Origin of the sequence: Haematobacter massiliensis (assembly GCF_000740795.1) — a bacterium.
Taxonomy (GTDB): domain Bacteria; phylum Pseudomonadota; class Alphaproteobacteria; order Rhodobacterales; family Rhodobacteraceae; genus Haematobacter; species Haematobacter massiliensis.
The window spans coordinates 103923-128687 of record NZ_JGYG01000003.1 but is presented as its reverse complement, the minus strand read 5'-3'; the positions used below and the strand labels follow the sequence as shown (position 1 = coordinate 128687).

At 66.2% G+C, this 24765-nt stretch carries 28 protein-coding genes and 1 tRNA gene; 6 read left to right on the top strand and 23 right to left on the bottom strand.

All coding sequences use genetic code 11. The features are described from left to right. Positions 1–88 precede the first annotated feature (88 nt). Positions 89–1027 (top strand): ACP S-malonyltransferase, encoded by a 939-nt coding sequence (fabD, locus tag CN97_RS06325; RefSeq protein WP_035708735.1) that lies wholly within the window; start codon positions 89–91, stop codon positions 1025–1027. 20 nt (positions 1028–1047) lie between these two features. Here the strand turns inward: fabD and CN97_RS06320 are convergent, their stop codons facing one another. Next, entirely contained in the window at positions 1048–1668 is a 621-nt protein-coding gene (locus CN97_RS06320; protein ID WP_035708733.1) for a DUF2726 domain-containing protein, read from the bottom strand. A gap of 97 nt (positions 1669–1765) precedes the next feature. Between CN97_RS06320 and fabG the strand changes: the two genes are divergently transcribed. Both fabG and CN97_RS06310 read left to right on the top strand, forming a co-directional pair. After that, complete coding sequence (fabG, locus tag CN97_RS06315; RefSeq protein ID WP_035708731.1) at positions 1766–2500, top strand: 3-oxoacyl-[acyl-carrier-protein] reductase; 735 nt, start codon at positions 1766–1768, stop codon at positions 2498–2500. Between the two features lie 154 nt (positions 2501–2654). Further along, the gene (locus CN97_RS06310; RefSeq protein ID WP_035708729.1) at positions 2655–2888 is read left to right on the top strand and encodes an acyl carrier protein; all 234 of its coding nucleotides are present in this window, start codon (positions 2655–2657) and stop codon (positions 2886–2888) included. An 83-nt stretch (positions 2889–2971) separates the two neighbouring features. Here the strand turns inward: CN97_RS06310 and CN97_RS06305 are convergent, their stop codons facing one another. From CN97_RS06305 to CN97_RS06280, 6 genes are all read right to left on the bottom strand, one after another. After that, positions 2972–3517, bottom strand: a complete 546-nt coding sequence (locus CN97_RS06305) for a CHAP domain-containing protein (RefSeq protein ID WP_035708726.1) — start codon at positions 3515–3517, stop codon at positions 2972–2974. 190 nt (positions 3518–3707) lie between these two features. After that, positions 3708–4697 (bottom strand): GGDEF domain-containing protein, encoded by a 990-nt coding sequence (locus CN97_RS06300; protein WP_140418535.1) that lies wholly within the window; start codon positions 4695–4697, stop codon positions 3708–3710. A 3-nt stretch (positions 4698–4700) separates the two neighbouring features. Beyond that, positions 4701–5282 carry a heme NO-binding domain-containing protein gene (locus CN97_RS06295; protein WP_035708720.1) on the bottom strand — a complete coding sequence of 194 codons (582 nt, stop codon included), beginning with the start codon at positions 5280–5282 and terminating at the stop codon, positions 4701–4703. Positions 5283–5446: 164 nt separating this feature from the next. Next, positions 5447–6904 (bottom strand): trimethylamine methyltransferase family protein, encoded by a 1458-nt coding sequence (locus tag CN97_RS06290; protein WP_051911009.1) that lies wholly within the window; start codon positions 6902–6904, stop codon positions 5447–5449. A gap of 107 nt (positions 6905–7011) precedes the next feature. Further along, a complete protein-coding gene (locus CN97_RS06285) occupies positions 7012–7776 on the bottom strand; it encodes an HAD family hydrolase (protein ID WP_088217316.1) in 765 nt (254 codons plus the stop codon). A gap of 112 nt (positions 7777–7888) precedes the next feature. Next, the gene (locus CN97_RS06280) at positions 7889–8173 is read right to left on the bottom strand and encodes a DUF3572 domain-containing protein (protein WP_035708713.1); all 285 of its coding nucleotides are present in this window, start codon (positions 8171–8173) and stop codon (positions 7889–7891) included. Between the two features lie 85 nt (positions 8174–8258). Here CN97_RS06280 and CN97_RS06275 point away from each other — a divergent pair, with 85 nt between their 5' ends. After that, positions 8259–9599 carry a diguanylate cyclase domain-containing protein gene (locus tag CN97_RS06275; RefSeq protein WP_035708710.1) on the top strand — a complete coding sequence of 447 codons (1341 nt, stop codon included), beginning with the start codon at positions 8259–8261 and terminating at the stop codon, positions 9597–9599. Between the two features lie 429 nt (positions 9600–10028). On the opposite strand, the gene CN97_RS06270 is transcribed toward CN97_RS06275, so the two are convergent. Next, on the bottom strand, positions 10029–10355 hold the full coding sequence (locus CN97_RS06270; protein ID WP_035709485.1) for a HesB/IscA family protein: 327 nt from the start codon (positions 10353–10355) through the stop codon (positions 10029–10031). An 81-nt stretch (positions 10356–10436) separates the two neighbouring features. Here CN97_RS06270 and CN97_RS06265 point away from each other — a divergent pair, with 81 nt between their 5' ends. Continuing rightward, entirely contained in the window at positions 10437–11582 is a 1146-nt protein-coding gene (locus tag CN97_RS06265) for a deoxyguanosinetriphosphate triphosphohydrolase (RefSeq protein ID WP_035708707.1), read from the top strand. A 132-nt stretch (positions 11583–11714) separates the two neighbouring features. On the opposite strand, the gene scpB is transcribed toward CN97_RS06265, so the two are convergent. The 13 genes from scpB to CN97_RS06205 form a co-directional block, all read right to left on the bottom strand. Continuing rightward, positions 11715–12362, bottom strand: a complete 648-nt coding sequence (gene scpB, locus CN97_RS06260; protein WP_035708703.1) for an SMC-Scp complex subunit ScpB — start codon at positions 12360–12362, stop codon at positions 11715–11717. Next, positions 12359–13162, bottom strand: coding sequence for a segregation and condensation protein A (locus tag CN97_RS06255; protein WP_035709483.1), 804 nt, complete (start codon positions 13160–13162; stop codon positions 12359–12361). The genes scpB and CN97_RS06255 overlap by 4 nt, the downstream gene beginning before the upstream one ends. 202 nt (positions 13163–13364) lie before the next feature. Next, a complete protein-coding gene (nagZ, locus tag CN97_RS06250; protein ID WP_035708701.1) occupies positions 13365–14369 on the bottom strand; it encodes a beta-N-acetylhexosaminidase in 1005 nt (334 codons plus the stop codon). Beyond that, positions 14369–15232, bottom strand: a complete 864-nt coding sequence (locus tag CN97_RS06245; RefSeq protein ID WP_035708698.1) for an SPOR domain-containing protein — start codon at positions 15230–15232, stop codon at positions 14369–14371. Before CN97_RS06245 ends, nagZ begins: the two co-directional genes overlap by 1 nt. A 90-nt stretch (positions 15233–15322) precedes the next feature. Then, complete coding sequence (gene argS / locus CN97_RS06240) at positions 15323–17068, bottom strand: arginine--tRNA ligase (RefSeq protein ID WP_035708695.1); 1746 nt, start codon at positions 17066–17068, stop codon at positions 15323–15325. Between the two features lie 158 nt (positions 17069–17226). Then, on the bottom strand, positions 17227–18327 hold the full coding sequence (locus CN97_RS06235) for a 2'-deoxycytidine 5'-triphosphate deaminase (RefSeq protein WP_035708693.1): 1101 nt from the start codon (positions 18325–18327) through the stop codon (positions 17227–17229). A gap of 23 nt (positions 18328–18350) precedes the next feature. Further along, positions 18351–18428 (bottom strand) — tRNA-Pro (locus CN97_RS06230). Positions 18429–18537: 109 nt separating this feature from the next. Beyond that, positions 18538–19170 carry a MerR family transcriptional regulator gene (locus CN97_RS20155; RefSeq protein WP_407059729.1) on the bottom strand — a complete coding sequence of 211 codons (633 nt, stop codon included), beginning with the start codon at positions 19168–19170 and terminating at the stop codon, positions 18538–18540. Between the two features lie 2 nt (positions 19171–19172). Continuing rightward, positions 19173–19475 carry an integration host factor subunit alpha gene (gene ihfA, locus CN97_RS06220; RefSeq protein ID WP_035708692.1) on the bottom strand — a complete coding sequence of 101 codons (303 nt, stop codon included), beginning with the start codon at positions 19473–19475 and terminating at the stop codon, positions 19173–19175. Between the two features lie 74 nt (positions 19476–19549). Further along, the gene (locus CN97_RS06215; RefSeq protein WP_035708690.1) at positions 19550–20524 is read right to left on the bottom strand and encodes a beta-ketoacyl-ACP synthase III; all 975 of its coding nucleotides are present in this window, start codon (positions 20522–20524) and stop codon (positions 19550–19552) included. Continuing rightward, positions 20521–21615, bottom strand: a complete 1095-nt coding sequence (plsX, locus tag CN97_RS06210; RefSeq protein ID WP_051911007.1) for a phosphate acyltransferase PlsX — start codon at positions 21613–21615, stop codon at positions 20521–20523. Before plsX ends, CN97_RS06215 begins: the two co-directional genes overlap by 4 nt. 46 nt (positions 21616–21661) lie before the next feature. Further along, positions 21662–21868, bottom strand: coding sequence for a 50S ribosomal protein L32 (rpmF, locus tag CN97_RS20150; protein ID WP_084684014.1), 207 nt, complete (start codon positions 21866–21868; stop codon positions 21662–21664). Positions 21869–22036: 168 nt separating this feature from the next. Continuing rightward, a complete protein-coding gene (locus CN97_RS06205; protein WP_088217318.1) occupies positions 22037–22579 on the bottom strand; it encodes a YceD family protein in 543 nt (180 codons plus the stop codon). Between the two features lie 208 nt (positions 22580–22787). Here CN97_RS06205 and CN97_RS06200 point away from each other — a divergent pair, with 208 nt between their 5' ends. After that, positions 22788–23252 carry an outer membrane protein assembly factor BamE gene (locus CN97_RS06200; RefSeq protein ID WP_051911006.1) on the top strand — a complete coding sequence of 155 codons (465 nt, stop codon included), beginning with the start codon at positions 22788–22790 and terminating at the stop codon, positions 23250–23252. Positions 23253–23303: 51 nt separating this feature from the next. Here CN97_RS06200 and msrB read toward each other — a convergent pair whose 3' ends face one another. Both msrB and CN97_RS06190 read right to left on the bottom strand, forming a co-directional pair. Then, entirely contained in the window at positions 23304–23717 is a 414-nt protein-coding gene (gene msrB / locus CN97_RS06195) for a peptide-methionine (R)-S-oxide reductase MsrB (RefSeq protein WP_035708688.1), read from the bottom strand. Positions 23718–23803: 86 nt separating this feature from the next. Beyond that, positions 23804–24550, bottom strand: a complete 747-nt coding sequence (locus tag CN97_RS06190; RefSeq protein WP_035708687.1) for a rhomboid family intramembrane serine protease — start codon at positions 24548–24550, stop codon at positions 23804–23806. Positions 24551–24765 lie beyond the last annotated feature (215 nt).

Below are 24765 nucleotides of genomic sequence, written 5' to 3'. Positions count from 1 at the left end.
CGTGGCAGAACAAGGCCAAAGCGCAGGCCGAAGGCGTTGCAGGACCGGTCCGGACCGGCTATCCGCGAGGCGAAAGAGGGAGAAAGACATGCGCGCATTCGTGTTTCCGGGGCAAGGGGCCCAGACCATCGGCATGGGGCGGGCGCTGGCGGAGAGCTATCCGGCGGCGCGAGCGGTCTTCGCGGAGGTGGATGAGGCTCTCGGTGAACCGCTGTCCCGCCTGATCTGGGAGGGGGAGCAGGAAGTGCTCACCCTTACCGAGAATGCCCAACCCGCGCTGATGGCCACCTCGATCGCCGCCATGCGCGCGCTGGAGGCAGAGGGCGTGTCGATCACCGCTGCGGCCTATGTCGCCGGGCACTCGCTCGGTGAGTATTCGGCGCTTTGCGCGGCAGGCGCGATCGGGCTTGCGGATACGGCGCGGCTCCTGAAACTGCGGGGCCGGGCGATGCAGGCCGCTGTGCCGGTGGGCGAGGGGGCGATGGCCGCCCTTCTGGGGCTTGATTTCGCGGCGGCGACCGAGGTTGCCGCAGAAGCTGCGGCGGAAGGCGGGGTCGTGCAGGCCGCCAATGACAATGATCCGGCGCAGGTCGTCGTCTCCGGCACGCGGGCGGCGGTCGAGCGGGCCGTCGAGATCGCCAAGGGGCGAGGCGCCAAGCGGGCGATCCTTCTGCCGGTCAGCGCGCCGTTCCATTCGTCTCTGATGCAGCCCGCCGCCGATGCGATGGCAGAAGCGCTGTCCCGCGTGACGGTCGCGGCGCCGGCCGTGCCTGTCGTCTCCAACGTGCGGGCAGAAGCGGTAAGCGACCCGGAGGCGATTCGGCAGCTGCTGGTGCAGCAGGTCACCGGATCCGTCCGCTGGCGGGAATCGGTGCAGTGGATGGCAGGTCAGGGTGTGACCGAATTCTGGGAGATCGGCGCGGGCAAGGCGCTTTCGGGCATGATTCGCCGGATCGCCAAGGAAAGCGTTACGCGAACCGTGGGCACACCCGAGGAAGTCGCCGCAGCCGCGGCCTCCCTCGGATAGGGGAGCGGGCCGTCAGAGGGTCAGGCGGCGGAGCTGAGTCGTGTCGGCCCCGCCGTGCCGGCCACTTTCTGCGCGATGAAACTGCAGATCGCCAGTTCGTCCCGGACCTCGTTCAGGTCGAGATAGGGGATACCCGCACTCTGCAGGGCCTCCCGCCGGATCGAATCGCGGATCGGGCTGCAATGTGAACCCGCGCAACCCAGGGCTGCGACAAGCTGTCCCTCGTCGTTGACCACGGCGATGTCGAGCCGCTTGGACTTGATGGACATGTCGGCACGAAGCGAGGCGCTGGTGGAGGTCGTGGTGACCGGCTGGATAGCTTCCTGCAGAGCGACCTGCGCCATGACCCGGTGTTCGGGGGCATACTCCGCCAATGCCGCTTCAACGAGCGGCAGGACATGCGCGGTGCTCGGTGGAAGAAGCGGTTTTACCGTGAATTCGACATTCCGTACCGCTTCCAGCTGTTTCAGCGGGTCAGCCATGGGGGATGGCGTCTTGCGGCGGGATCGTCCAAGAAAGTAGGCGGCGGCTGCGCAGGAGAGAGCCCAGAGCAACGTGAGACCGATTCCCACTGCGATGGCGATCGCTGGCAGAGCCGGTGTCAGCCTTGCGCCATCGAGCGAGATGCTGATTTCCTCCATCGCGATTCTCTCCCTCGCAGGATAGGGGTTGCCGTTGGGGCAACTCTCTGGTCCGTCTGCGGTACCCTATGCACGTAAAGATAAACAAGAGGCTAAGATGTTCAACCTTGAAGGGAAAAATGCGCTCATAACAGGCGCCTCGGGTGGCATTGGCGCCGAAATCGCCCATGTTTTATACAATGCAGGGGCGAAAGTTGCGCTTTCCGGGACACGGGTGGAGCCGCTGGAAGTGCTTTCGGCGAAGCTCGGGAATGCCCCGGTGCTTCCCTGCAACCTCGCTGATCGGGCGCAGGTGGAGGAACTGCCCAAGCGCGCGGTGGAAGCTCTGGGCCGCGTGGATATCCTCGTGAACAACGCCGGCATCACGCGGGACAACCTGTTCATGCGCATGTCGGATGAGGAGTGGCAGTCGGTGATCGACGTCAACCTGACCTCTACATTCCTGCTTTGCCGTGGCGTTCTGCGCGGCATGATGAAGGCGCGCTGGGGCCGGATCGTAAACATCTCCTCCGTCGTCGGGGCGACGGGCAATGCGGGGCAGGGTAACTATGCCGCTTCCAAGGCCGGCGTGGTGGGCATGTCCAAGGCGCTGGCGGCTGAAGTGGCGTCTCGCGGTATCACGGTGAACGCGGTGGCGCCGGGCTTCATCGAAACGGCGATGACCGACAAGCTCAACGAGTCGCAGAAAACGGCACTGCTCGCCCAGATCCCTGCCGGCCGGATGGGACATCCGGCGGAAATCGCTTCCGCCGTCCTCTATCTCTCCAGCGCGGAAGCCGCTTACGTCACTGGAACCACATTGCATGTGAACGGCGGAATGGCGATGATCTGAGCAGCAGGGCCGCGAACCGGAAAGCAGTTGCCTCCGTCCGCTCCTGTGATATTAGGCCGCTGACCTGACCGGGAACTCCCGTACGTGCAGGGGTCCGGCATGACCGGAACGTGACAAAGACGGGAACCTTCCCGACACCATATGAGGACTTGAAATGAGCGACATCGCAGATCGCGTTCGTAAGATCGTCGTCGAGCATCTCGGCGTCGAAGAAGACAAGGTCACCGAGAACGCTTCCTTCATCGACGACCTCGGGGCGGACAGCCTCGACACTGTCGAGCTCGTCATGGCTTTCGAAGAAGAGTTCGGGATCGAAATCCCGGATGACGCGGCCGAGACGATCCAGACCTTCGGCGACGCGGTGAAGTTCATCACCGAAGCCTCCTGACCCCAGGGGTTCGGACGAGACAGGAAAGGGCGCCCTGACAGGCGCCCTTTTCCATTTGGCGGATGCCGTCTGCGCGGAGGCGGCTACCTGTGCTGCTGCGGATAGATGAAGCCGGTGACCGGATAGACGCGCCCGAAATTTTCGGGCCTGCTCTCCACCCGCACGGCGGACCAGTCGTTCCTGGCGGAGACATCAATTACAGCCATGCGGAGCGAGACTTCGTTACGGCTCCAGTTCGCGTGATCCACCTTGATCTCCCGCGGCGATACCAGCTCGGAAACCATCGCGACATGGCCCAGCGGCATCCCCCGGGTCGCGCGGAAGGCCATGACCGAACCGACGGCCGGCGTGTTGCCGCGGTCGTACTGGCCTGCGGCCTTGTTCCACCAGGTCTTCGCATCGCCTCGCAGGTTGATGCCGCTCGCCGTGCGCGCGAAGGGCACGCACCAGACGCGCTGGCCCTTCGCCTGTTTCTGCTTCACCTCAAGCAGGGCGAGTTGTTCCCGGCCTGGCTCCATCGCCTGACGGCTCGCAACGTCCCGAGCGGGCGCGGCGCAGGCGCCCAGGAGCACGGCTGTCAGGAGAACAAAAGCCGCCCGGCCGGTTTTACCGACTCGTTTTCCGTTCATGATGTCCCTCGAACGCCGCTGGCGTGTTTTGTCGCGATCTCGCAATTCGGGGAGGATCCAATATCCTGTGCACCGCGCAAGATCGGCGAAAAACCACTAGCAAACTCCTGCTGACAGGGGTGGACAGGGCGGCAAATCTCCGCCGATGTCGCTCAATATGGGCAACCGAACCGGCAGCCGGTGCCAAGGGTCAGGGCGGAAAGATGCTGACGGAGAGCTGCCCGCGCCCGGCCTGTTTGGAGGCATAAAGCGCCCGGTCTGCCGCATCGAGGATCTCGGTGCCGGTCGCAGCGGTCCGGGCCGGGACGATCACGGCGCCCAGGCTTGCCCCCAACCGGAGCGGAGTCGCCCCATCCACGGTCCGGCGCGAGAAGCGGTTGCGCAAGCGGGCGGCGATATCCTCCAACGGCCCCACGGATGTGACGCCCGGAAGCACAACAACGAATTCGTCGCCGCCTATCCGGGCCGCGTGATCCTTCTGACGCAGCCGCGTGGACAGGATACGACCCGTCTCCCGCAACACATCGTCGCCTGCGGCATGGCCCAGGGTATCATTGACCTGCTTGAAAAAATCGAGATCCGCGTGCACGAGCGCGAAGGGCGTCCCGGTGCGGATGACATCCTCCAACGCCCGCTCCATCGCGCGCCGGTTGCCGAGGCCGGTGAGCGGGTCTGTCAGCGCCTCTGTCTCTGCGCGGGTCTTGGCGGTGCGGAGGCGGTCGTTCCGGCCGCGCAGCTCCCCCATCACGGCGTTCTTCGCCTCGATCAGATAGAGCATTTCGACTGCGAGGTCGGTCGGCGCGAAATCCGCCTGCGTCAGCCCGTGCATGCGCACGGCCTCGGCCACGCCGACGCCGAAGGAGAGGTTCAGGAACACTTCCCCCCCGCCCAGAGGCACGGCGATGCCCCTCAGCTCGCGGCCCCCGCGTCCGGGGAGCTGAAGGTAGAGGCGCGGATCGTCGGACTGGGCGATGTCCTCCAGCCGGATGCCGCGGGAGCCATTGCGGAGGCTGAACACCTCCCCGAACGGTCGTCCGACAAGCGGCTCCGGCCCGGTGACGCGGGCAATCGTCGGTCCGGCGGCGCGTATCGTCATGTCAGCGTCGATCCACAGGAACATCGGCATGAGCCGAGCGAGGGCCTCGCGGCTGAAGCGCATGTCGCAAAGGGCACGGTCCAAAACTCACCCCGCCAGATCGAAATGCCGGCCGGGCGTGTGCGACCAGTGGGGCACGTCTATCTCTATCCGCTCTGCGCCATGGGGAAGATCCTGCACCTCCTCCATCAGAACGAGGGCGCCGTATTCATCCGCCATGGCGCGCAATACGCCGCTCGCCAGATGGCCTGCACCGGGCAGTCGGAACCGACAGGTGAGCCGGAAGCGCCCGGCGCCAAGCTCCTCCATCTCCAGCCTCGGCAGATCGAGTTCCGGCAGCGCGAGGCGCCCCCAACCGGGCAGATGGTCGACGGAGCGCAGAAACTCGAGAAAGCTGACACCCGAAAATCGCAGCAGGCGGCGAAACGCGCCGCCGTCCTGCCCGGAGACGATATGGGTACCCAGATCCTCCAACAGATCGCAGCGCCGCCGATTGAGGCGTTCGGCAGCGATATCCAGCATGCGGCAGGTAATGTCGTCGTCGTAGACCACGGTCGGTTCGAAACCTTCCGCGTCGATTCGCGCCTCCGCCGCGAGGGAGCCCCAGAAGTCGCGACCGAAGGTGTTGCGCAGGTAGGATTGCAGAGATCGGTTGAAGAGTCCGTGCATGGAAGACCTCCCATTGGGCGGCACCATTTCATAGCCGGGTTAAGAAAGTATCACGGAAGGAGGCCTGCGGTTCCGCGCCTGCTGGTTTCGGGATGCCAGGGGGCGCGCGCAACGAGTCCGGTCCAGAACGCGCTCCTCAGCGGAAACGGGTGCGAGAGGTATGCTCAGTCGGAGCATTCGAGGCTGCGCCTCGCCACGAACTCAGTCATCGCCTCCGCCCGGGCCGGATCGAGGGCGGGCGGTTCATAGGCGTCGAGGATGCGACGCGCGCGCTTCGCCGCCCGTTCACTGGCCCACAGAGCGCCGTCCTCCTCCCACACCGGGTAGGGTCGCCAGTCGGAGGTGATGGGCTCAGGGAAGGCAGCCCCCGTACCCCCCGCGCCCGGAAGCCCTGACAGCAGGTTTTCATCCTGCGTCCCGCCGGGAAAGGACTGCCAGTAGCGCTGGACAAGCTGGAGCTGCTCACAGTCGAGAACGAACTTTTCCGCGCTGGCGGCGGTCCCGCGCGACAGCCAGCCCGCGGCATGTTGAAGCATATTCGCGCCGGATCGCACGCCGCTCCACAGGCTGTTGGCCGTTTCCGCCATGGCTTGCGCGTCGGCGATATTCGCCGTGGACGCCGCGGTCGCCCGGAACGGCAGGCGAAGGCTCCGCGCGATCTGCGCCAGAGCCTCTGTCATCCGAAGGCTCTCTGCGGTGCCGAAGACCGGCGCCCGGAAGGTCGGGCCGAGACAGGCGGAGAGGGCGCCCAGAATGACCGGCGTTCCCGGCCGGACCTGCTGCACCAGTGCCACCACCGCCAGCGCTTCCGCGAGCGCAAGCGTGGCCATCCCGGCAACCGTAACCCCTGAGCCGGCCTCCGCCATGACGAGAGGGGTCACCATTACCGCCTGCCCGGAGCGCGCGGCACAGAGAGTGGCGGCCAGAACGCTCGCATCGAAGGTCAGCGGGCCTGCGGAGTTGATATTGACGTAAAGCCGCGGCTTCGCGGCGAATTCCGCCTCGTCCAGACCTGCGGCGAGCCGCGCCAGCGTCATCACGTCCCGTACCGCATCGGGGCCGAGGGGATAGGCATGGATGACCTTGTCCGTCAGGCGGAGGGCCGCCTCTGCGCAGACAAGGTGGCGCATGGGCGGGGGAATGTCCTGCGGCTCCACGGGATAGCCGCCAAGGAAATGGATGCAGTTGAAGCTCTGGGCAAGGCGCAGCAGATCCTCGCAGGCCGCGAGGTCCCCACTCCTGCGCCCGCGTTGCAGATCCCAGATCTCGGTCGCGGATGCTACAGCGCCGAAGAGCATGTAGCGGCCGCCCACGGTGATCGTGCGCGCAGGATTTCGGGGCTCTATGCGGAAGGCGGCAGGGGCCAGGGCGATCATTTCGGAGACGAAGTCGGGGTCGAACCGCGCGACATTGCCCTCGAGCCTCAGCTGGGCTGCGTCCAGAGCGCGGCGCAGACCGGCCTCTCCCTCCAGCCCCTGTAGCTCCACACCCCGCTCCGCCAGAAGGCGAAGCGCGGCACGACGGATGCGCATGACATCCTCCGGCGAAAGAGGAGCGGGCGGCGGATCGGGGTTTTCCGGCATGGACCACGGCATCTGTCCGGGCACGGCATCGCTCGCCATTGGCACATTTCCCATCTGCAAATTGCTCGCCAGAGACATGCTCCTCCTTCAGTTGAAAGGGTGGCCTGTTCGCGACATGGAGACGTCGGTTTGGCGGAAGGTCAGGTTCAGGAGACCGATTCCCTGCCGGTTTCCAGCGGAGTTTGGGGGGCCTCGCCTTCCAGCCAGGCGGGGAGGCCGCCGATATCCTGCAGCACCACATCGGCCAGGGGGGCCAGGTCCGCTCTCCGCGCCGGCCCTGTCAGCACGCCGACCGTCCGCATTCCGGCAGCCCGTCCGGCGGAAAGGTCGTGAAGGCTGTCGCCCACCATCACGACCCGCCCGGGGTCCAGATCGAAGGTGCGGGCGAAGGCCAGCAGCATTCCCGGCTCCGGCTTGCCGCCATGCCCGCTGTCGGAACCTGCGACGAAGTCGAACAGATCGAGCACCTCGGCCTCGGTCAGATGAGCGCGGGCCGGAGCCTCCGCATCGTTGGTCGCCAGTCCGAGGATCAGTCCGCGACGCTTCAGTTGCCGCAGCAACGGGCCGAGCGGCACGGCGGCCTTCAGCGGGGCCTGCGCCGCCAGCACGTTCATGCGCGCGACCAGCCTCGCCATGTCGAAACCCGGCAGCAGAGGCAGCAACTTCGTTGCGATCTCCCTGGGGGTGCCTGCGATGACGATGCTGTCGGGGGCGAAGCGGCGCTGCGACAGATCGTAGCCGATGGCCGTTCCAAGGGATGATGCAAGGGCCGTGTCTCCTCCGGCCAGATCCTCAAGCAATCGCGAAGACCACGCGGACCAGCTCTCGTTGAAGTCGAAAAGCGTCCCATCCTTGTCGAACACGATCGCGGCAATACCGGGCGCGGCACTATCGGGGATGGTGGGGGGCATCGTCATTTCTCCGCGAGCAACGCGGAAACCCTGCCTGCTACGGCGGGGCGTGGCAAGGCGATTGCCTTCACGCTCCCGTGCCGGGTCGAAGGGGAGCGTCCGTCATGCCCAGTCATGCCCAGTCAAGCGTTTCGCCACCCGGAAGCAGTCGGCGGGCACGCAGGATCGCCTCCGGCCGGACGTCTGCCTCCGCGGCGAAGCCAAGCACCAGCTGATCTTCCGTCAGCAGGAAATCCATGACTGATGCGAGAAGCTCCGGCTCGCGCGCAGACTGTGCAACGCTTTCCGCCGAAGCCCCGGTTGCCACGAGATAGCGCTGCCAGCGCTCTTCGTCGGCGGCCAGCCAGCCGAGCGCGGCGATGGCCAGCGTCTCGGCGGATTCACGCTCGTTCTGCATAACTGCCTCCTGACACGGAAAGGAAATTTTAACCAATTTCGTAAAAGGTCGGTAAGCAGTCGGCAAGCAGCGGGCGGATATTGGAATGGTCGGAAAAATCCTGATCGTGGATGGGGTGGCGACGAACCGTATCGTCCTCAAGGTCCGCCTTGCCTCCGCCTGCTATGAAACGATACAGGCCGAGACGGCGGCTCAGGGGCTGACGCTCGCGCGGAGCCACAGGCCGGACGCCATACTGCTCGATGTCGGACTTGCCGCGCCCTCCTGCGTCGAGATGTGCCGTACGCTCCGCCGCGATCCCCGCACCCGCCGGCTGCCGGTCATCGTCCTTGGCGCGTCGGGGGGGGATCAGCGGCTGGCCGCATTGCGGGCCGGAGCGGATGATGCGATGCCGCGACCGGTGGACGACATGATACTGCTCGCGCGGCTTCGGAGCCTGCTCCGGGCCAGCGATCGTGCCGGTGATTTTGAGGAGGATGTGCCAGGCCTGGGCCTGTCGGAAGCTGCGGAGACCTTCGAGGCGGCCGCCCATATCGCCGTCGTTACGCTTGGCACACCCTCTGGCGATGTCTGCAAGCGGCTGGGAGCGGCGCTGGGCGGCGGCAGGACACAGTACCTTGGCCGCGCTGATGCACTGGGAAGCAAGGATGCGGCTGACCTCTATCTCCTGACTGCCGAAGAAGGACGGGAGGAGGAGGCGTTGCAGCTTATGTCAGACCTTCGTTCACGGCCGAGCAGCAGGGACGCGGCAATCTGCATTCAGTTCCCGGAAACGTCGCGGGCCGCGCGCGCCATGGCGTTCGATCTCGGCGCTTCGGACGTGGTAGATGCCGAGGCGTCGGAGGCCGAATTGGCCTTCCGCATTCAGGCCCAGCTCCGCCAGAAGCGGCTGGCCGATCGGCGCCGCGCCTCTCTCCGTGCCGGGCTTCGGCTGGCGGTGACAGATCCGCTCACCGGCCTGCCGAACCGTCGCCACATCCTGCCGGAGATCGCGCGGACCTCTGCCGCGGGACGGAATTTTGCGATTCTGGCGCTGGATATCGACCGCTTCAAGGTCGTGAACGACACCTGGGGGCATGCTGCGGGGGATGCGGTGCTGGTGGAGCTCGCCCGCCGCATCGGTACCACGATCGGCAATTCAGGGGTTCTCGCGCGTATCGGCGGAGAAGAGTTTCTCGTGCTGATGCCGGATGCCGCTCTGCCGCAGGCACAACAAATGGCAGAGGATATCCGCCTTGTGACGGCCGCCGTGCCGGTATCGTTGCCTGACGGGGCCGAAGACGTGTTCGTGACGCTCTCCGTCGGCGTCGCGACCGGGGCCGGGCGTGAGGGCGCGGCGGAGATCATCCGCCGCGCGGATCAGGCCCTGCTCTGCGCGAAGGCGGAGGGGCGTGACACGGTGAGCGTGAGCCTTTCGGCGGCCTGAGCCTTAGTGGCCTGAGCTTTGGTCGCCCGGGCTTGGCGGCGCAGGGCTGGCAAAGACGTGCCGGCCTGCATGACCCTCGGCGATCCGATCACCCGTTTTATGGTGCCACTGGTCCCGTGCTGGCGACCGGGATGGAAGATCAGTCGATCTTCTGGATGTCGCTATCCCAAGCCTCTGACACCACGTGCAGAACGCTTCCCAAAGGCCCGCCTCCGGCCCGCCTGAAGGGTTGACGCCGATGCCATCGGCCCAGACGCCGCCGGGATGTCCGCCTGCAGCGCAGATGGCGAGATGCGGTCTGCCGGCAATCCCGTCCGTATGGGCTACGATGTCCGGACCACGGTCCCCGATGTCTGTCAGGTCAAACCGAGCCAAACCTTCCCGCAGGAGTGAATCGCAGTACCCGCAGGCTGGAACACCCTAGAAGACCTAGAGCGAAAAGCTCGTCCCGCAGCCGCAGGAGGAGGACGCGTTCGGGTTCTCGATGGTGAACCGTGCCCCGATCAGCGCTTCGGAGAAGTCGATCACCGCAGAGGACAGGAAGGGGAGGGACACACTGTCGACCAGCACACGCGACCCGCCTTTCTCGATCACCAGATCGTCGGCCGTCGCCTCGTCCAGCCGGATGTCGTACTGAAAGCCGGAGCAGCCACCGCCCTCCACCGCCACGCGGAGCGCCTTTTCCTCTCCAGTTGCGGCGTTGATCTCTGCAATGCGGGCAAAGGCCCGGTCGGTCACTTTGGGGGGAAGGGTCAGACTCATGGGAAAACCCGTATCATTCCGGTCATCCCTGCAATATAGGTTTGGGCAAAAGACGGCACAAGAACAGGCAGACCCATGCTCGCGCCCTATGCCTGCCTCCCCGATCAAAGCCGGGGGCGGCTCCATCCCGAACGGATGTCCACTTTCCGTTCGCCCTTTCAGCGGGACCGGGACCGGATCATACATTCCTCCGCCTTCCGCAGGCTGAAGCACAAGACACAGGTCTTTGTCGAACACGAAGGCGATTACTACCGCACCCGGCTGACCCACAGCCTTGAGGTGGCGCAGGTGGCGCGGACCATCGCCGGCGTGCTCGACCTGAACACCGAGCTGGCGGAGGCCGTGGCACTGGCCCATGACCTCGGCCATCCGCCCTTCGGCCATACGGGGGAGGATGCGCTGGCGGAGCTGATGGCACCTTATGGCGGGTTCGATCACAACGCGCAGGCGCTCAGGATCGTCACCTCCCTCGAACGACACTATGCCGATTTCGACGGGTTGAACCTGACATGGGAGACGCTTGAGGGCATCGCCAAGCACAACGGCCCGGTGGAGCCGCCCTATTCCTATGCTCTGGCCGAGGTGAATGCGGGCTACGACCTCGACCTGTCCACCCATGCCAGCGCGGAGGCGCAGGTGGCGGCGGTGGCCGATGACGTGGCCTACAATCACCATGACCTGCACGACGGGCTGCGCTCGGGCCTCTTCGACGAGAACGACCTGATGGGGCTGCCGCTGACCGGCCCCGCCTTTGCCGAGGTGGACCGTATCTATCCCGGCCTCGACCCCTCAAGACGGCGGCACGAGGCGCTGCGCCGTGTGTTCGGTGTCATGGTGGAGGACGTGATCGCCGTGGCGAGGAACCGGCTCACCGCGGCGCGGCCCCAGTCGGTGGAGGAGATACGCGCGATGGACGGGCCGATCATCCGCTTCTCCAAGCCGCTCTTTCAGGAGCTGAAGGCGATCAAGTCCTTCCTGTTCCAACGCATGTATCGCGCCCCCTCCGTCATGCAGGAGCGGGCGCGGGTGACGCAGGTGGTGCGTGACCTGTTTCCGCTTTTCATGAATGAGCCGGCGCTTCTGCCCGTGGAATGGCAGGTGGATGTGGCGCGCGCGACCGATGAGACGCAGCTTGCCCGTGTGGTGCTTGATTATGTCGCGGGCATGACCGACCGTTTCGCGCTTCAGGAACATGCGCGATTGTTTGGGGAGACGGCCTGACCGTTGTGTCAGCGCGGATCGCCGTAGACAGGGATCGCTACGGTCGGCTCCGCTCGGAAGAGGCGCCCCCGTCAGGCGCCGAACAGGTGCTGCCGGCCGCCATTCTTCACCTTCGGCGTCGGGCGCCCCCCGTCAGGCGCCGAACAGGTCGTCCAGGGTGGCTGGGCGATCCTCATCCTCCGGCTCCGGCTGCTCCTCCGCCCTGTCGGGGGCATCCGCACGGTCGAGGGGGACGCGGTTGTCGAGCAGCCCCGCCGCCCGCAGTTCCGCCAGACCGGGCAGGTCACGGGCGGAGGCGAGGGAGAAGTGGTCCAGAAACGTCTCCGTCACCATGAAGGTCACGGGACGGCCCGGGGTCAGCCTGCGACGCCCGAAGCGGATCCACGCCAGCTCGAACAACTGGTCCAGCGTGCCGCGCGACAGGGCGACGCCACGGATTTCCTCGATCTCCGTGCGGGTGACGGGTTGGTGATAGGCGATGATCGCCAGCGTCTCCACCGCGGCGCGGGACAGGCGGCGCGTTTCCACCACCTCGTCCCGGAACAGGCCGGAGAGGTCCGGCGCGGTGCGGAAGGCCCAGCCCTCGCCCGCACGGCGGAGTTCCACACCCCGGCCTTCGTATCGGCGGGCGAGACGCATGACGGCTTCCGCCGGATCGCAGCCTTCCGGCATCCGCTCCGCCAGCGCGCGGGTGGTAAGCGGGTCGGCAGAGGCAAAGAGCATGGCCTCCACCATCCGCTCCTGCTCCTCCATCGCGGGCGGCGGGAACAGCCCGGTCATGCGCGCCCCTCGCCGAGCGCGCGGATCTGGATGGGTGCGAAGGTGCTGCCCTGCCGGATTTCCAGCCGCCCCTGCCGCGCGAGTTCCAGCGTCGCGGCAAAGGTCGCCGCGGTGGCGGAGCGGCGGCGGCCCGGATCGTCCAGCCAGCCGTCGGGGAGGTAGCGGCTGAGATCCATCCAGCTTCCGCCAAAACCGATCATGTCGCGGAGACGGGCGAGCGCCTGTTCCATGGTAAACAGGTTCTCCCGGTCGAAGGCATAGGGACGGAACTCCTCCTTGGTGCGGAGCCGCGCATAGGCCTGCATGATATCCGCCAGCGTCGCCGTGTAGCGCGTCGTGCGCGCAGCGACGACGGGTTCGGACCGCCCGCGCGGGAACATGTCCATGCCGACGCGGGGCCGGGCCATCAGGCGTTCCGCCGCCTCCCGCATCGCCTGAAGCCGCTCGAGCTGAAAGGCCAGATGCGCCGCCATATCCTCCCCCGAGGGGCCCTCCGCCTCCGGATCGGGCGGCAGCAGCAGGCGGGACTTCAGGTAGGCGAGCCACGCGGCCATCACCAGATAATCTGCGGCGAGTTCGATGCGAAGCGCGCGCGCCTCCTCTACGAAGGCGAGATACTGCTCCGCCAGTTGCAGCACGGAGATGCGGCGCAGGTCCACCTTCTGGCTGCGGGAGAGGGAGAGGAGCAAGTCGAGCGGGCCTTCGAACCCTTCCACATCGACGATCAGCGCCTCTGCCGCGCGCCGTTCCGCAACCGAACCGGCCGTGTCGGAGGCGGCCGATGCAGCGGCGGTGGCCAGCTGAACGCGGGAGTTGCCCGCGAGAAGGATCGCGGCGCGTGCGGAGGGGTGTTTCGGGGCGGCTGTGGAAAGTGCGCCGGGTGCCTCTGCCGGATCAGGTGCCGGAAGCGAGGGGGCGGATGCCGCGTCGCCTGCTTGGCTGATCCCTGCCTCGGGCGTGGCGGTGTCGGGGGCTTCCTCCGCCCGCCCTGTCCCGGATGTCTCAGCCACTCACCGGCTCCGCGAGCAGCCGGTCAAGCTCCGCACGGAGCGCGGGGCGATCGGCCGCATCGGGCGCGTGGCGGGCGGCAAGCGCCCGCTCCCCGCGCTCCACCGTAATGCCCTCCATCCGGCCGGAGGCGGTGACAACCTCCACCATCTCAGCGCGCTTGCCGTTGCAGTGCAGGATCACGTCGCATCCCGCCGCGATGGCCAGACGGCTCCGTTCCTCCAGGCTGCCCGCCAGCGCCTGCATGGAGATGTCGTCCGACATGATGAGATTGCAGAACCCCATGTCCTGCCGGATCGTCTGCATCACGATGGGCGAGCAGGTCGCCGGGCGCTCCCCGTCCAGCGCGGGGAAGACGATATGCGCGGTCATCGCCATCGGCAGATCCTTGAGCGCGCGGAAGACGGCGAAATCGGTTGTCTCAAGCTCCTCCAGCGGCGCGGTGACGGTGGGAAGCGACAGGTGGCTGTCAACCGTTGCGCGGCCATGGCCGGGGATGTGCTTCAGCACGGGCAGGACGCCGCCCTCCAGCAGCCCGTCGGCCACGGCGCGGGAGGCGGCGGTGACGGTCGTCACATCCTCGCCATAGCAGCGATTGCGGAGGAACGGATGCGTGGCCGGTCCCGCGATATCGGCAAGCGGGGCACAGTTCGCGTCGATCCCCACGTCGCGCAGTTCCGCGGCGATCAGGCGGTACCGGAGCCACATGGAGCGCACGGCATCCGTGCCCGCGCGGGACATCTGCTCCAGCGGGGGCAGCCACTCGGCCCAGTGCGGCGCGCGGAGGCGCTGCACGCGACCGCCCTCCTGGTCGATGAGCACCGGTGCCTCCCGGCCCACGGCATCGCGCAGATCGTCGGTCAGGCGGCGGATCTGCTCCGGCGTTTCGATATTGCGGGCGAAAAGGATGAAGCCCCAGGGATCGGCCTCGCGAAAGAACTGGCGTTCGTCGGGCAGGAGGGCGAATCCCTCGCACCCCAGAATGGTGGCTCCGGGCATCAGCGTACCGTTACGGGAATACAGGCGGCCTGTTCGGCCAGAAGGGCGGTGCAGAAGCGTCTGGCATCGGCATCGTCGGCGAAACCTGCGGCGCGCAGGCGATAGAAGGTGCGTCCGCCGCTTTCCGCAGGCTGGATGACGCGTGACCGCGCGCGCAGCAGCGCGCCGAACTTGGATTGCAGCCGCGCCCATTCCCGCTCCGCCGTCGCGGCGTCGTCAAAGGCGCCGAGCTGTACAAGCTGATCGCCGGTCTTGAGGCTCGACGCCTCCACCGGCTGGGCGACGGGCTGCACCACCGGCGCCACCGTCGTGCGGCGCGGCGGACGCGGCAGGGGGCGCAGATCGGCGGAGAGGCGGGCATTCGAGGCGGGCTGAGGCGGCTCCTCCGCCGGTTCTTCGGGGGCGAAGATATCGGCAGGAAGGGCAGCCACGGCCTGCGCCACGGCATTGTCGACTGCGGTGTTGTCCACGGCAGCGGCGACCTTCTCCTGCACGGCTTCGGCCTGCAGGGCGGCGGCGGGCCGATCCTCCTCCTCCAGCGTCACGGGACGGGGCGCGAGGACGAGACGATCAGGCGGGGGGGCAGCCGTCCCCTCCGCTGCGACGGCATTCACGGCAAGACCCTGATAGGAGGTGGTCAGTCCGCCCGGCTCCTCGGGCGCGATACGCATCGGCCCTTCGAGCGCACGGATGACCGGTACAGCCGTCACATCCCGCATGGTAAGCTGATAACCCCAGACGCCCAAGCCGATCAGCAGCGATACGGAAACGACTGTTCCCGCCAGATTGACGATCCCCTGTAGCCGTGCCGCTCGCCCTTCCCGCGGGGGGTCTTCCGTCGTCTGGTACTCGTAATCTGCCATGGCTCCGCCTCTCATACCGACGGAGCCGCTCCTCCCCGCAACGGGGAAGGAGGCGTCCTGCTGCCCGCCGCGCCGGCGGCGCGCTTGTTCTCAGCGCATTTCCTCGACCGGCGTGACGCCAAGGATACCAAGGCCCGCGGAAATGACAACGGATACGGCCCGCGCAAGGGCGATTTTCGCCTGCGTCGCGTTGACGTCATCCTCCTGCACGAAGCGGAGCGTCGGCTCATCATTGCCCTTGTTCCAGAAGGCATGCAGTTCGGAAGCCAGCTCGTAGAGATAGAAGGCGATCCGGTGCGGCTCGTTGTTGCGGGCCGCAATCTCCACCAGACGCGGCCATTCGGCGATCTTCCGCGCCAGCTCCGTCTCCGCCGGATGGCGGTTCGGGGCGAGATCGGTATCGGCGAGCGTCACATCATCCACATTGATGCCCATCTCTCCCGCCTTGCGCAGCACGGAATTCACCCGTGCATTGGCGTATTGGACGTAGAAGACCGGGTTGTCCTTGGATTGCTCCAGCACCTTGTCGAAGTCGAAATCCAGCGGCGCATCGTTCTTGCGCGTGAGCATCACGAAGCGCGTCACGTCAGGGCCGACCTGATCCACCACATCGCGCAGGGTCACGAAGGTGCCGGCGCGCTTGGACATCTTGAACGGCTCGCCGTTCTTGAACAGCTTCACGAGCTGGGTGAGCTTGATGTCGAATTCCACCTTGTTGGCGGAAAGCGCGGCGACAGCGGCCTTCATCCGCTTCACATAACCGCCGTGATCCGCGCCGAACACGTCGATCAGCATGTCGAAGCCGCGGGAGATCTTGTCCCAATGATAGGCGATATCGGGGGCAAAATAGGTCCAGGCGCCGTCGGACTTGCGGATCGGCCGGTCCACATCGTCGCCATAGGCAGTGGAGCGGAACAGCGTCTGCTCCCGCGGTTCCCAGTCGTCGGGCGTCTTGCCCTTCGGCGGCTCCAGCACGCCCTTGTAGATCAGGCCCTCCGACTGCAGCCGCTCCAGCGCGCTTTCGATCCGTCCCGTGCCATAGAGCGACTTTTCGGAGAAGAACACGTCCATCTCGATGCCAAGAAGCGCCAGATCCTCCCGGATCATCTTCATCATCTCATCGGTGGCGAAGTCGCGCACTTCGTCCAGCCATTCGGCTTCGGGCTTGTCCAGCAGCGAGGTGCCGTACTTCGCCTTCAACGCCTCTCCCACCGGGATCAGGTAATCGCCGGGATAGAGCCCCTCGCGGATCTCCGGGTCAAGGCCATTGGCCTCCCGGTAACGCTCATAGGCGGAGCGCGCCAGCACATCGACCTGCGCGCCCCCGTCGTTGATGTAGTATTCGCGCGTGACATCGTAGCCCGCGAAATCCAGCAGACGCGAAAGCGCATCCCCGAACACTGCGCCCCGCGTATGTCCGACGTGGAGCGGCCCCGTCGGGTTGGCGGAGACGAACTCCACGTTGACCTTCTTGCCGTTGCCGAGTGTGGAGCGGCCGAAATCCGCGCCGTCCGTCACCGCGCCGCGGACCACCGTGTCCCAGACCCAAGGGTGCACCCGCAGGTTCAGAAAGCCCGGACCAGCGACTTCGGCAGCGGCGATGCGGGGGTCGACCGTAAGCTTCGCCGCCAGCGCCTCGGCGATCTCGCGGGGTTTCATATTGGCGGGCTTGGCCAGTACCATGCCGGCATTCGTCGCCAGATCGCCGTGGGCGGGGTCGCGCGGGGGCTCCACCGTAACGGCGGAGGTGTCCAGCCCGGCGGGCAGAACGCCTTCTGCGGCCAGATCTCCGAGACTGTCGACGACAAGGGCGCGAATGGTGTTGAATATGTTCATCGGGCAATCCTTTGCTTGGTCGGGACATATCACGGCAAGGCGCAAGGTCAACTGACCCGCACCGCCGCTCCCAGACCGCTCCGGTTCGTTTCTGCCTCCGACATATTGGCGGAAATGGACGGCGCAACCCGGCGAGAAGCGTTCCGCTGCGTAAAACGTCAGCGGAAATGCTTGGCGAGTTTCAGCCCCTGTCCCTGATAGTTGGAGGCGATGCCCGCGCCATAGAGCCTGTCCGGCCTTGCCGCCATCCGCTCATAGACCAGCCGCCCGACGATCTGACCGTGTTCCAGAACGAAAGGCGCCTCGTGGCAGCGCACCTCCAGCACACCGCGGGAACCGGCACCGCCCGCCTCCGCATGGCCGAAGCCCGGATCGAAGAAGCCAGCGTAATGCACGCGGAACTCCCCTACCATCGCAAGGTAGGGGGCCATCTCGGCGGCGCAATCGGGCGGGATATGCACGGCCTCCCGGCTGACGAGGATGTAGAACGCGCCCGGATCAAGGATCAGCCGCCCGTCCGTGCTGTGCAGTTCCTCCCAGAAATCGGCGGGGTCATAGCCGCCGATCCGGTCGAGGTCGATCAACCCGGCATGGGGTTTGGCGCGGTAGCCGACCAGCGTGCCGCTGGCGGGCTTCAGATCCACGGAGAAGCCGAGGCCCTGGTCGATCACCGGATCGCCCTCCGCGACAAGAGCGCTTTTCGCATGGAGCGCGGCAAGTTCCGCATCGGTCAGCACGGCATTGCCGCGTTTGAATCGGATCTGGTTCAGACGCATGCCGGGCCGCACGAGAACGGAGAAGGAGCGGGGACAGATTTCCGCGTAAAGCGGCCCGTTATAGCCCGGGGCAACCCGGTCGAATTCCGTCCCGCCATCGGTGATCGTGCGGGTAAGCAGGTCAAGCCGGCCAGTGGAGCTTTTGGCGTTCGCGACGGCGGCGATCCCGTCGGGAAGGGCGAGGCGCTCCCCCAGGGGCACCAGATAGACGCAGCCCTTCTCCAGCACCGCACCGGGGCGGAGGTCGATTTCATGCATGCCGAATTCGGCGATCCGGTCCTTCACCGTCCGCCCCCGCCCCGCAAGGAACGAGGCGCGCACGCGATAGGCCGTGCCGGACAGGCGCAGATCAAGGCTCGCAGGTTGTATCTGAGCGGATAGGATGGGTGTCCCGGAAGAGATCACGCCATCGGCAATCATCCGGGAGATCGTGTGGTCGGGGAGAACTCCGGTGGGCAATGTCACGTCATGCACCCCGGTCATCCCCAATCTTCTGCGGAATTCAATGGTCGGGCCGGCGAGATTCGAACTCGCGACCTTCCGCCCCCCAGACGGACGCGCTAACCAGACTGCGCCACGGCCCGACGGGCGCATACATACCGACTTTGCCGGCAGGGGCAAGCGGCAAAGCGCAGGTTTGGCATGCAAAAGTCACAGGGCTTGCAGGATGAGAGGCGCGGCCCGCGGAGGCGATTACCCCGCCTCCCGCATCCTGTCGCGAAGCGCGAGGAGGCGCGACTGCAGCGGCGCCGCCTGGGGCAGGGCCGCTGCTGGCAGCCTGCGCAACCGGGTCAGCAGCGCATGCGTGTCCAGCCAGAGACCCGTTGCCGCCTGCGGCGCGTCAATGACGCGACCGGCTTTGCCGGCGGCGACCGGCAGGTCCGGCCCGGGGGCGGGATCGGGCTCAGGTTCCGGCTCGGGGGCTGGGCCGGGCTCAGGGATCGGATCGGGAATCGGCGAAGGCTCCCGCGCCGCCCGTGGGCGGAGGGTGCGGACCATCGCCGTGGGGCGGAGGGGCGCGTCATAAGCCGTGCCCATTTCCTCCCCCAGACCGATCGCGATGACATGCTGAATGCCGCGTTCGCGCAGAATTTTCTGCACGCCACGGATGGTCAGCCCCTCTTCATGCAGAAGCCGCTGAATCCCGGCGATGAGGACCAGGTCCTCCGGTCGGTAGTAGCGCCGCCCGCCCGCCCGCTTCACCGGCTTGATCTGGGTGAAGCGGCTTTCCCAGAAACGCAGCACGTGGGCGGGCACCCCAAGCTCGTCGGAGACCTCGCTGATCGTGCGGAATGCCTCCGGTGATTTCTCGACCCCGATCGCCAAGATCAGCCCCGGTTTCCGGCAGCGACCCGATCCTTCATGATGTGGGAGGGCCGGAAGGTCATCACCCGGCGCGGCAGGATCGGCACTTCATCGCCTGTCTTCGGGTTGCGGCCGACGCGCGCGGACTTGTCCCGCACGGAGAAGGTGCCGAAGGAGGAGATCTTCACCTGCTCGCCCGCCACCAGCGCATCTGACATGTGCTGAAGCACGCTCTCGACGAGGGCGGCGGACTCGTTCCGAGACAGGCCGACCTCGCGGAAGACGGCCTCGCTCAGATCCATGCGTGTGAGAGTGCCTTGGCTCATGGTCTATCCTCGCAACAGATCACTGGAAATCCATATGACTGTCAGGGATTAAGCGGGCCAAGTCAACATGCCGGTCACCAGCGGATGACGACCGACCCCCAGGCCAGGCCCCCGCCGATCGCCTCGGTGACGACGAGATCGCCGCGCTTGATCTGACCCTTCGCCTTGCCGACCGAGAGGGCGAGCGGAATGGAGGCGGCGGAGGTGTTGCCGTGATCCTGCACGGTGACCACAACCTTGTCCATCGGCAGGCCCATGCGCTGCGCCGTCGCCTTGATGATGCGCAGGTTCGCCTGATGCGGCACGATCCAGTCCACGTCCTGCGCCTCCAGCCCCGCCTTGGCGAGCGCGGCATGGGCGGTTTCAGCGAGCTTTTCCACCGCCTGGCGGAAGACTTCCTTGCCCTGCATCTTCAGCACACCCGCCGTCCCCGTGGTGGCGACGCCGCCATCCACGTAGAGAATGTCGCGGTAGCGCCCGTCCGAATGCAGATCGACCGACAGGATGCCGCGGTCGCTGGGCAGGCCGTTGCCGGTCGTGGCTTCCAGCACCAGCGCGCCCGCGCCGTCGCCGAAGAGCACGCAGGTGCCCCGGTCGTTCCAGTCGAGGATGCGGCTGAACGTCTCCGCCCCGATAACCAGCACGCGCTCCGCCTGACCGGACAGGATCATCCCGTTCGCATTGGCGAGCGCGAAGACGAAGCCCGCGCAGACAGCCTGCACGTCATAGGCAAAGCCCGTCGTCATGCCGAGCCGGTCCTGCACCATGGTGGCGACGGAGGGGAAGGTCAGATCTGGGGTAGAGGTCGCGACGATGATCGCGTCGATGTCACCCGGCTGCAGGCCCGCATCGGCGAGCGCCGCCCGCGCGGCCTCTGCGGCCATGCTGGATGTCGCCTCCCCCTCCGCAGCGAAATGCCGGCGTTCGATGCCGGAGCGGCTGCGGATCCATTCGTCGGAGGTTTCGAGCGTCGCCTCGAACTCTGCATTCGGGACGATCCGGGCGGGCAGGTAATGCCCTACGCCCCGGACGGCGGCACGTCTCGTCATTCGGTGGCTCCGCTGTTGGTGGATCCGGCGGTCGTGCCGGTTTGGAGAGTGGCGAGCGCCGTGGCGACGCGGGAGGCGAGGCGGTCCTGAAACCCCGCGCGGGCGAGCCGGATGGCGAGGTTGATGGCCGCGGCCATCGCCGTCGCATCGGCGGAGCCATGCGACTTCACCACCATCCCGTTCAGCCCGAGAAAGACCCCGCCGTTCGACCGGCGCGGATCCATCCGACGGGAGAATCGCTTGAGTGACGGCATTGCGAGCAGCGCGGCCATGCGGGAGAGCGGGGATTTCTGAAAGGCCTCGCGCAACGAATCAGCCACCAGCTTGGCGGTGCCTTCCGCAGTCTTGAGCGCGACATTGCCGGTGAACCCGTCCGTGACGATCACATCGGCCCTGTCACCCAGAATGTCGTTGCCTTCGACGAAACCGATATAGGCGAAATTGCTGATACCGGCTGCCGCGGGCATCAGCTCATGCGCGGCCTTCAGCTCCGCCCGGCCCTTGTTCTCCTCCGTGCCCACGTTCAGCAGGCCGACGCGGGGTTCCGCCAGGCCGAGCGCGTTGCGCGCATAGGAGGCACCCATGACGGCGAACTGCACCAGATCCTCGGCATCGGCGCGCACATCGGCACCCATGTCGAGCATCACGTTGAACTCGTGGGCATTTCGTGAGGGCCAGGCGCTGGCGATCGCGGGGCGGTTCACGCCGGGCAGCTTTCTGAGCCGCAGCATGGAGACTGCCATGAGCGCGCCCGTATTGCCGCAGGAGACGGCTGCCGCGGCTTCGCCGTTGCGTACGCTGTCCACGGCGGACCACATGGAGGTGCCCGCACCGTTCCGCATCACGTAGGAGGGCTTCTCATCCATCGTGACAACCCGTTCGGTCGCACGAATCTCGCAGCGCGTCGCAAGAGGCTTGCGACGCGCTACGAGCTTTTTCAACTCCGCTTCGTTCCCGTGAATGAGGAACGAGACATCCGGGTTTTTTTCAGCGCTCTCCACGATGCCATCGACGACCGCCGAAGGGCCGCGATCACCGCCCATCGCATCGACGGAGATGACGATGCGTGTGGTGTCCGTCTGGGGCTCCATGCGGTCCGTAACTCGTGGTGGCTTTCTGCCGAATCCCGACTGCGACTTATGCCGCGTCTTCGTCCAGATCGACGTCCTGACCGGCAGCAACCACTTCACGTTCGTGGTAGTGGCCGCAGGACGGGCAAACGTGATGCGGACGCTTCAGTTCGCCACAGTTCGGGCAGTCGTTCGGATTGGCGGCGACGAGCGCGTCATGCGCACGGCGCATGTTGCGACGGGAGCGGGTAACGCGATTCTGAGGGACAGCCATGTCACAACCTCGACTCTGGGGGACAGGCCCCTTTTGATAGCACATGAGCCAGCCGCCCTCTTCCTTCCGGGAGCGTGGCAGCCAGCGGTTAAACGAGGCCGGGAACATAGCCGGATTCGCGGTGGGCGCAAGCCCTTTCTGGTTCCGCTGCGGCGGAGATCCAGCGGTTCAGTCCTTCTTTGCCAGCTTTTCACGCAGTTCCGCAAGAGAGGCAAAGGGTTTGACATCGCCGTCGCGCATCGGCGGCAGACCCGGCTCGGTAAACACCTGTTCCCCGATCTCCACGCCATCCGCGCGGGGATAGAGCGGCATGGCAAGGGCCAGCGCCTCGGCCATCACCGCGCCGGGGTCGATGGCGGAGCCGAGCGGTTCCATATCGGTATCCTCGGGGATCTCGGCCTCTTCCGCCGCTGGTTCCGGCGGATTGGCAAGATAGCGCCGCTCTACATCTTCGCTGACATGGGTGGTGACGGGGTCGAGCGTCACGATGCAGGGCTGAACGATTTCCGCTGTCAGACGGCCTTCGAGCACCCAGTCCTCCCGGCCAAGGGGGCGAATCTCACCCTCGAAATGCACCCCCGAGAGGCTGGAGGCGCCAACGGCGGCGGTGAGGTCGGCAAGCTCTTCCCCATCCGGCTTGAGATCAAACCGTGTGGGCTTGCGCGGACCGAGGCTGCTGACGCGGATCGGATGGGAAAAGGACAGGGGCATGGGCGCTCCGGCGATCTCGAGGCCCGTGGCGGGCGGTGGCAGGATGCGGCATTCCCGCCGCAGTTCATCTCTCCAGATAGGCGAAGCAACGGCAGGCGCAAGCGCCGCATTGCTGCACCCGGAGAAGGGTATATCTTCCTTCCTTGAACCAGAGCGTGACCTTCTGTAAGCCATGGGGACGCTTGGAAGCAAAAGACAAGGGGACGGAATGGTCAAGCTCCGGTATCTGGCGTGGCGGAGCATTCCCTGCCTCGTCCTACCGTTCCTGGTGGCCTGCAGCCCCGTCTATCGTGACCATGGCTATGTTCCGACGGAGCATGAGCTGGAGCAGGTGCGCGTCGGTGTCGATACACGCGAAACGGTCTCTCAATCCATAGGGCAGCCGAGCACGCACGGGGTGATGGGCGATTCCGCCTGGTATTTCGTGCAGGATCGCTTCCGCAACTATGGCGCGCTGGCACCGGAGAATGTGGACCGCCAGGTTCTGGCGATTTCCTTTTCTCCGAGCGGTCACGTGGCGAATATCGAGCGATTCGGCCTGCGGGACGGCAATGTCGTCGTCCTGTCGCGCCGTGTGACCGAATCCGGCATCTCGAACGTCAGCTTCGTCACGCAGCTCCTGCGCAACCTCGGCACGCCGAGCCTCGATCAGATACTGCCTGAAGACCGTTAAGATCGCGCCGCCTGGCGCGACCTTGCCGGCGCTCGGTTCAGGGTGTGGGCTTCACTCCTTCGGTTCGTGGACCAGAGCCACGCCGTTGATGCAGTACCGCAGCCCCGTCGGTCCCGGTCCGTCGGGGAACACGTGGCCCAGATGCGCGCCGCAGTTGTCGCAGTGCACCTCCACGCGCACCATGCCGTGGCTCCGGTCCACGCTCTCACCTACGGGGGCGCCCTCCGCAGGAGCGGTAAAGGCGGGCCAGCCGCAGTGGCTGTCGAACTTCTCCGCCTGATCGAAGAGTTCCGTCCCGCATCCGACGCAGCGATAGATTGCGGCCCCCTGCGGGAAGGCATCATGGCTGAAGGGGCGCTCCGTCGCCTGCTCCCGTGTGACGCGATAGGCGAGATCGGAAAGCTGTGCCCGCCATTCGGCCTCGGTCTTCTGCACGGGGAGGGGTTTTTGTCTGGTATCTGTCATGGGTCCTCCGGTGATCCGCGACGTGCGGTTGCTTTCAAGGTAGGCATGGCGGCGGGTCGCTCCAACCCCCCTGGCCGGGCGGAGGCTCAGCGGCGTCGGCGGATCACCGGAACGTGCGTCCGCCGGATGCTGGTCGCCGCCGCCGGATGCGGGGGAGTACCGTGCGTCGCCCGCCAGAACTCCGGTCCGCCGAGCCGGAGCCAGAGCGGCACCGCGAGCAGACCTCCTACCGCAAATCCCCCGACATGCGCCCAATGCGCGACCCCGGCATCCGCCTCCGGGGTGAAGGCTCCGGCAATGATCTGGATCAGGAACCAGTAGGCCAAGACGATGGAGGCAGGCAGCGTGATGATCCGTATGAAGAAGAAAAAGATGACGAGCAGATCGACCTTTGCCTTTGGAAACAGCAGGAGATAGCCGCCCATCACCCCGGCGATGGCTCCTGAGGCGCCGACCATCGGCACGAAAGATGTCGGCCCTGCCGCGATCTGCAACGCTCCCGCCCCGAGACCGGAGGCGATGTAGAATGCCAGAAACGGCAGCCGCCCCATCCGATCCTCCAGATTGTCACCGAAGACATAGAGAAACAGCATATTGCCGAGCAGGTGGAGGAAGCCTCCGTGAAGGAACATGGATGTCAGGGCGGTTTCCAGCCTCTCCCCCGCCATGAACCGAGCGGGGACCAGCCCCCAGCGGTCGTAGAAGGCGGCAAGCCCCGCGGGATCCGCCATCAGCGGCAACATCATCACGAATACCGCGACGTTGAGCGCAATCAACAGCCAGGTGACGACCGGCTGACGGGAGGCGGGGTTGTGATCGCGAAACGGGAACATGGGTCATCTTCTCCAGCACGCGCGAAGGGTCAAGGGCGCGATGCTCCTTGCACGCAACCGCTGTCGCTCCTGCGACATCCGGCGCTTGATTGCCCCGCGACTGCCCCGCGTGAAGGAGGCCGTCCGGATCCCGTTTGACCACTCCTTTTCTGCGCCGGCGTCATACCGCTGACGCAGGCCGGGAGATGGGGTAAGCAGGGAGCCGAAGGGAGCTG

What these genes read in the sequence shown, in the direction of transcription:
- CN97_RS06205 (WP_088217318.1), bottom strand. Translation starts at nt 22,579, where the DNA reads ATGCCCCTGTCCTTTTCCCATCCGATCCGCGTCAGCAGCCTCGGTCCG.
- CN97_RS06290 (WP_051911009.1), bottom strand. Translation starts at nt 6,904, where the DNA reads ATGGCGAGCGATGCCGTGCCCGGACAGATGCCGTGGTCCATGCCGGAA.
- fabG (WP_035708731.1), top strand. Translation starts at nt 1,766, where the DNA reads ATGTTCAACCTTGAAGGGAAAAATGCGCTCATAACAGGCGCCTCGGGT.
- CN97_RS06295 (WP_035708720.1), bottom strand. Translation starts at nt 5,282, where the DNA reads ATGCACGGACTCTTCAACCGATCTCTGCAATCCTACCTGCGCAACACC.
- CN97_RS06235 (WP_035708693.1), bottom strand. Translation starts at nt 18,327, where the DNA reads ATGACCGGGGTGCATGACGTGACATTGCCCACCGGAGTTCTCCCCGAC.
- CN97_RS06265 (WP_035708707.1), top strand. Translation starts at nt 10,437, where the DNA reads ATGCTCGCGCCCTATGCCTGCCTCCCCGATCAAAGCCGGGGGCGGCTC.
- CN97_RS06280 (WP_035708713.1), bottom strand. Translation starts at nt 8,173, where the DNA reads ATGCAGAACGAGCGTGAATCCGCCGAGACGCTGGCCATCGCCGCGCTC.
- CN97_RS06190 (WP_035708687.1), bottom strand. Translation starts at nt 24,550, where the DNA reads ATGTTCCCGTTTCGCGATCACAACCCCGCCTCCCGTCAGCCGGTCGTC.
- ihfA (WP_035708692.1), bottom strand. Translation starts at nt 19,475, where the DNA reads ATGAGCCAAGGCACTCTCACACGCATGGATCTGAGCGAGGCCGTCTTC.
- CN97_RS06245 (WP_035708698.1), bottom strand. Translation starts at nt 15,232, where the DNA reads ATGGCAGATTACGAGTACCAGACGACGGAAGACCCCCCGCGGGAAGGG.
- argS (WP_035708695.1), bottom strand. Translation starts at nt 17,068, where the DNA reads ATGAACATATTCAACACCATTCGCGCCCTTGTCGTCGACAGTCTCGGA.
- CN97_RS06320 (WP_035708733.1), bottom strand. Translation starts at nt 1,668, where the DNA reads ATGGAGGAAATCAGCATCTCGCTCGATGGCGCAAGGCTGACACCGGCT.
- CN97_RS06215 (WP_035708690.1), bottom strand. Translation starts at nt 20,524, where the DNA reads ATGACGAGACGTGCCGCCGTCCGGGGCGTAGGGCATTACCTGCCCGCC.
- CN97_RS06200 (WP_051911006.1), top strand. Translation starts at nt 22,788, where the DNA reads ATGGTCAAGCTCCGGTATCTGGCGTGGCGGAGCATTCCCTGCCTCGTC.
- plsX (WP_051911007.1), bottom strand. Translation starts at nt 21,615, where the DNA reads ATGGAGCCCCAGACGGACACCACACGCATCGTCATCTCCGTCGATGCG.
- scpB (WP_035708703.1), bottom strand. Translation starts at nt 12,362, where the DNA reads ATGACCGGGCTGTTCCCGCCGCCCGCGATGGAGGAGCAGGAGCGGATG.
- nagZ (WP_035708701.1), bottom strand. Translation starts at nt 14,369, where the DNA reads ATGCCCGGAGCCACCATTCTGGGGTGCGAGGGATTCGCCCTCCTGCCC.
- CN97_RS06275 (WP_035708710.1), top strand. Translation starts at nt 8,259, where the DNA reads ATGGTCGGAAAAATCCTGATCGTGGATGGGGTGGCGACGAACCGTATC.
- CN97_RS06310 (WP_035708729.1), top strand. Translation starts at nt 2,655, where the DNA reads ATGAGCGACATCGCAGATCGCGTTCGTAAGATCGTCGTCGAGCATCTC.
- CN97_RS06305 (WP_035708726.1), bottom strand. Translation starts at nt 3,517, where the DNA reads ATGAACGGAAAACGAGTCGGTAAAACCGGCCGGGCGGCTTTTGTTCTC.
- fabD (WP_035708735.1), top strand. Translation starts at nt 89, where the DNA reads ATGCGCGCATTCGTGTTTCCGGGGCAAGGGGCCCAGACCATCGGCATG.
- rpmF (WP_084684014.1), bottom strand. Translation starts at nt 21,868, where the DNA reads ATGGCTGTCCCTCAGAATCGCGTTACCCGCTCCCGTCGCAACATGCGC.
- msrB (WP_035708688.1), bottom strand. Translation starts at nt 23,717, where the DNA reads ATGACAGATACCAGACAAAAACCCCTCCCCGTGCAGAAGACCGAGGCC.
- CN97_RS06285 (WP_088217316.1), bottom strand. Translation starts at nt 7,776, where the DNA reads ATGCCCCCCACCATCCCCGATAGTGCCGCGCCCGGTATTGCCGCGATC.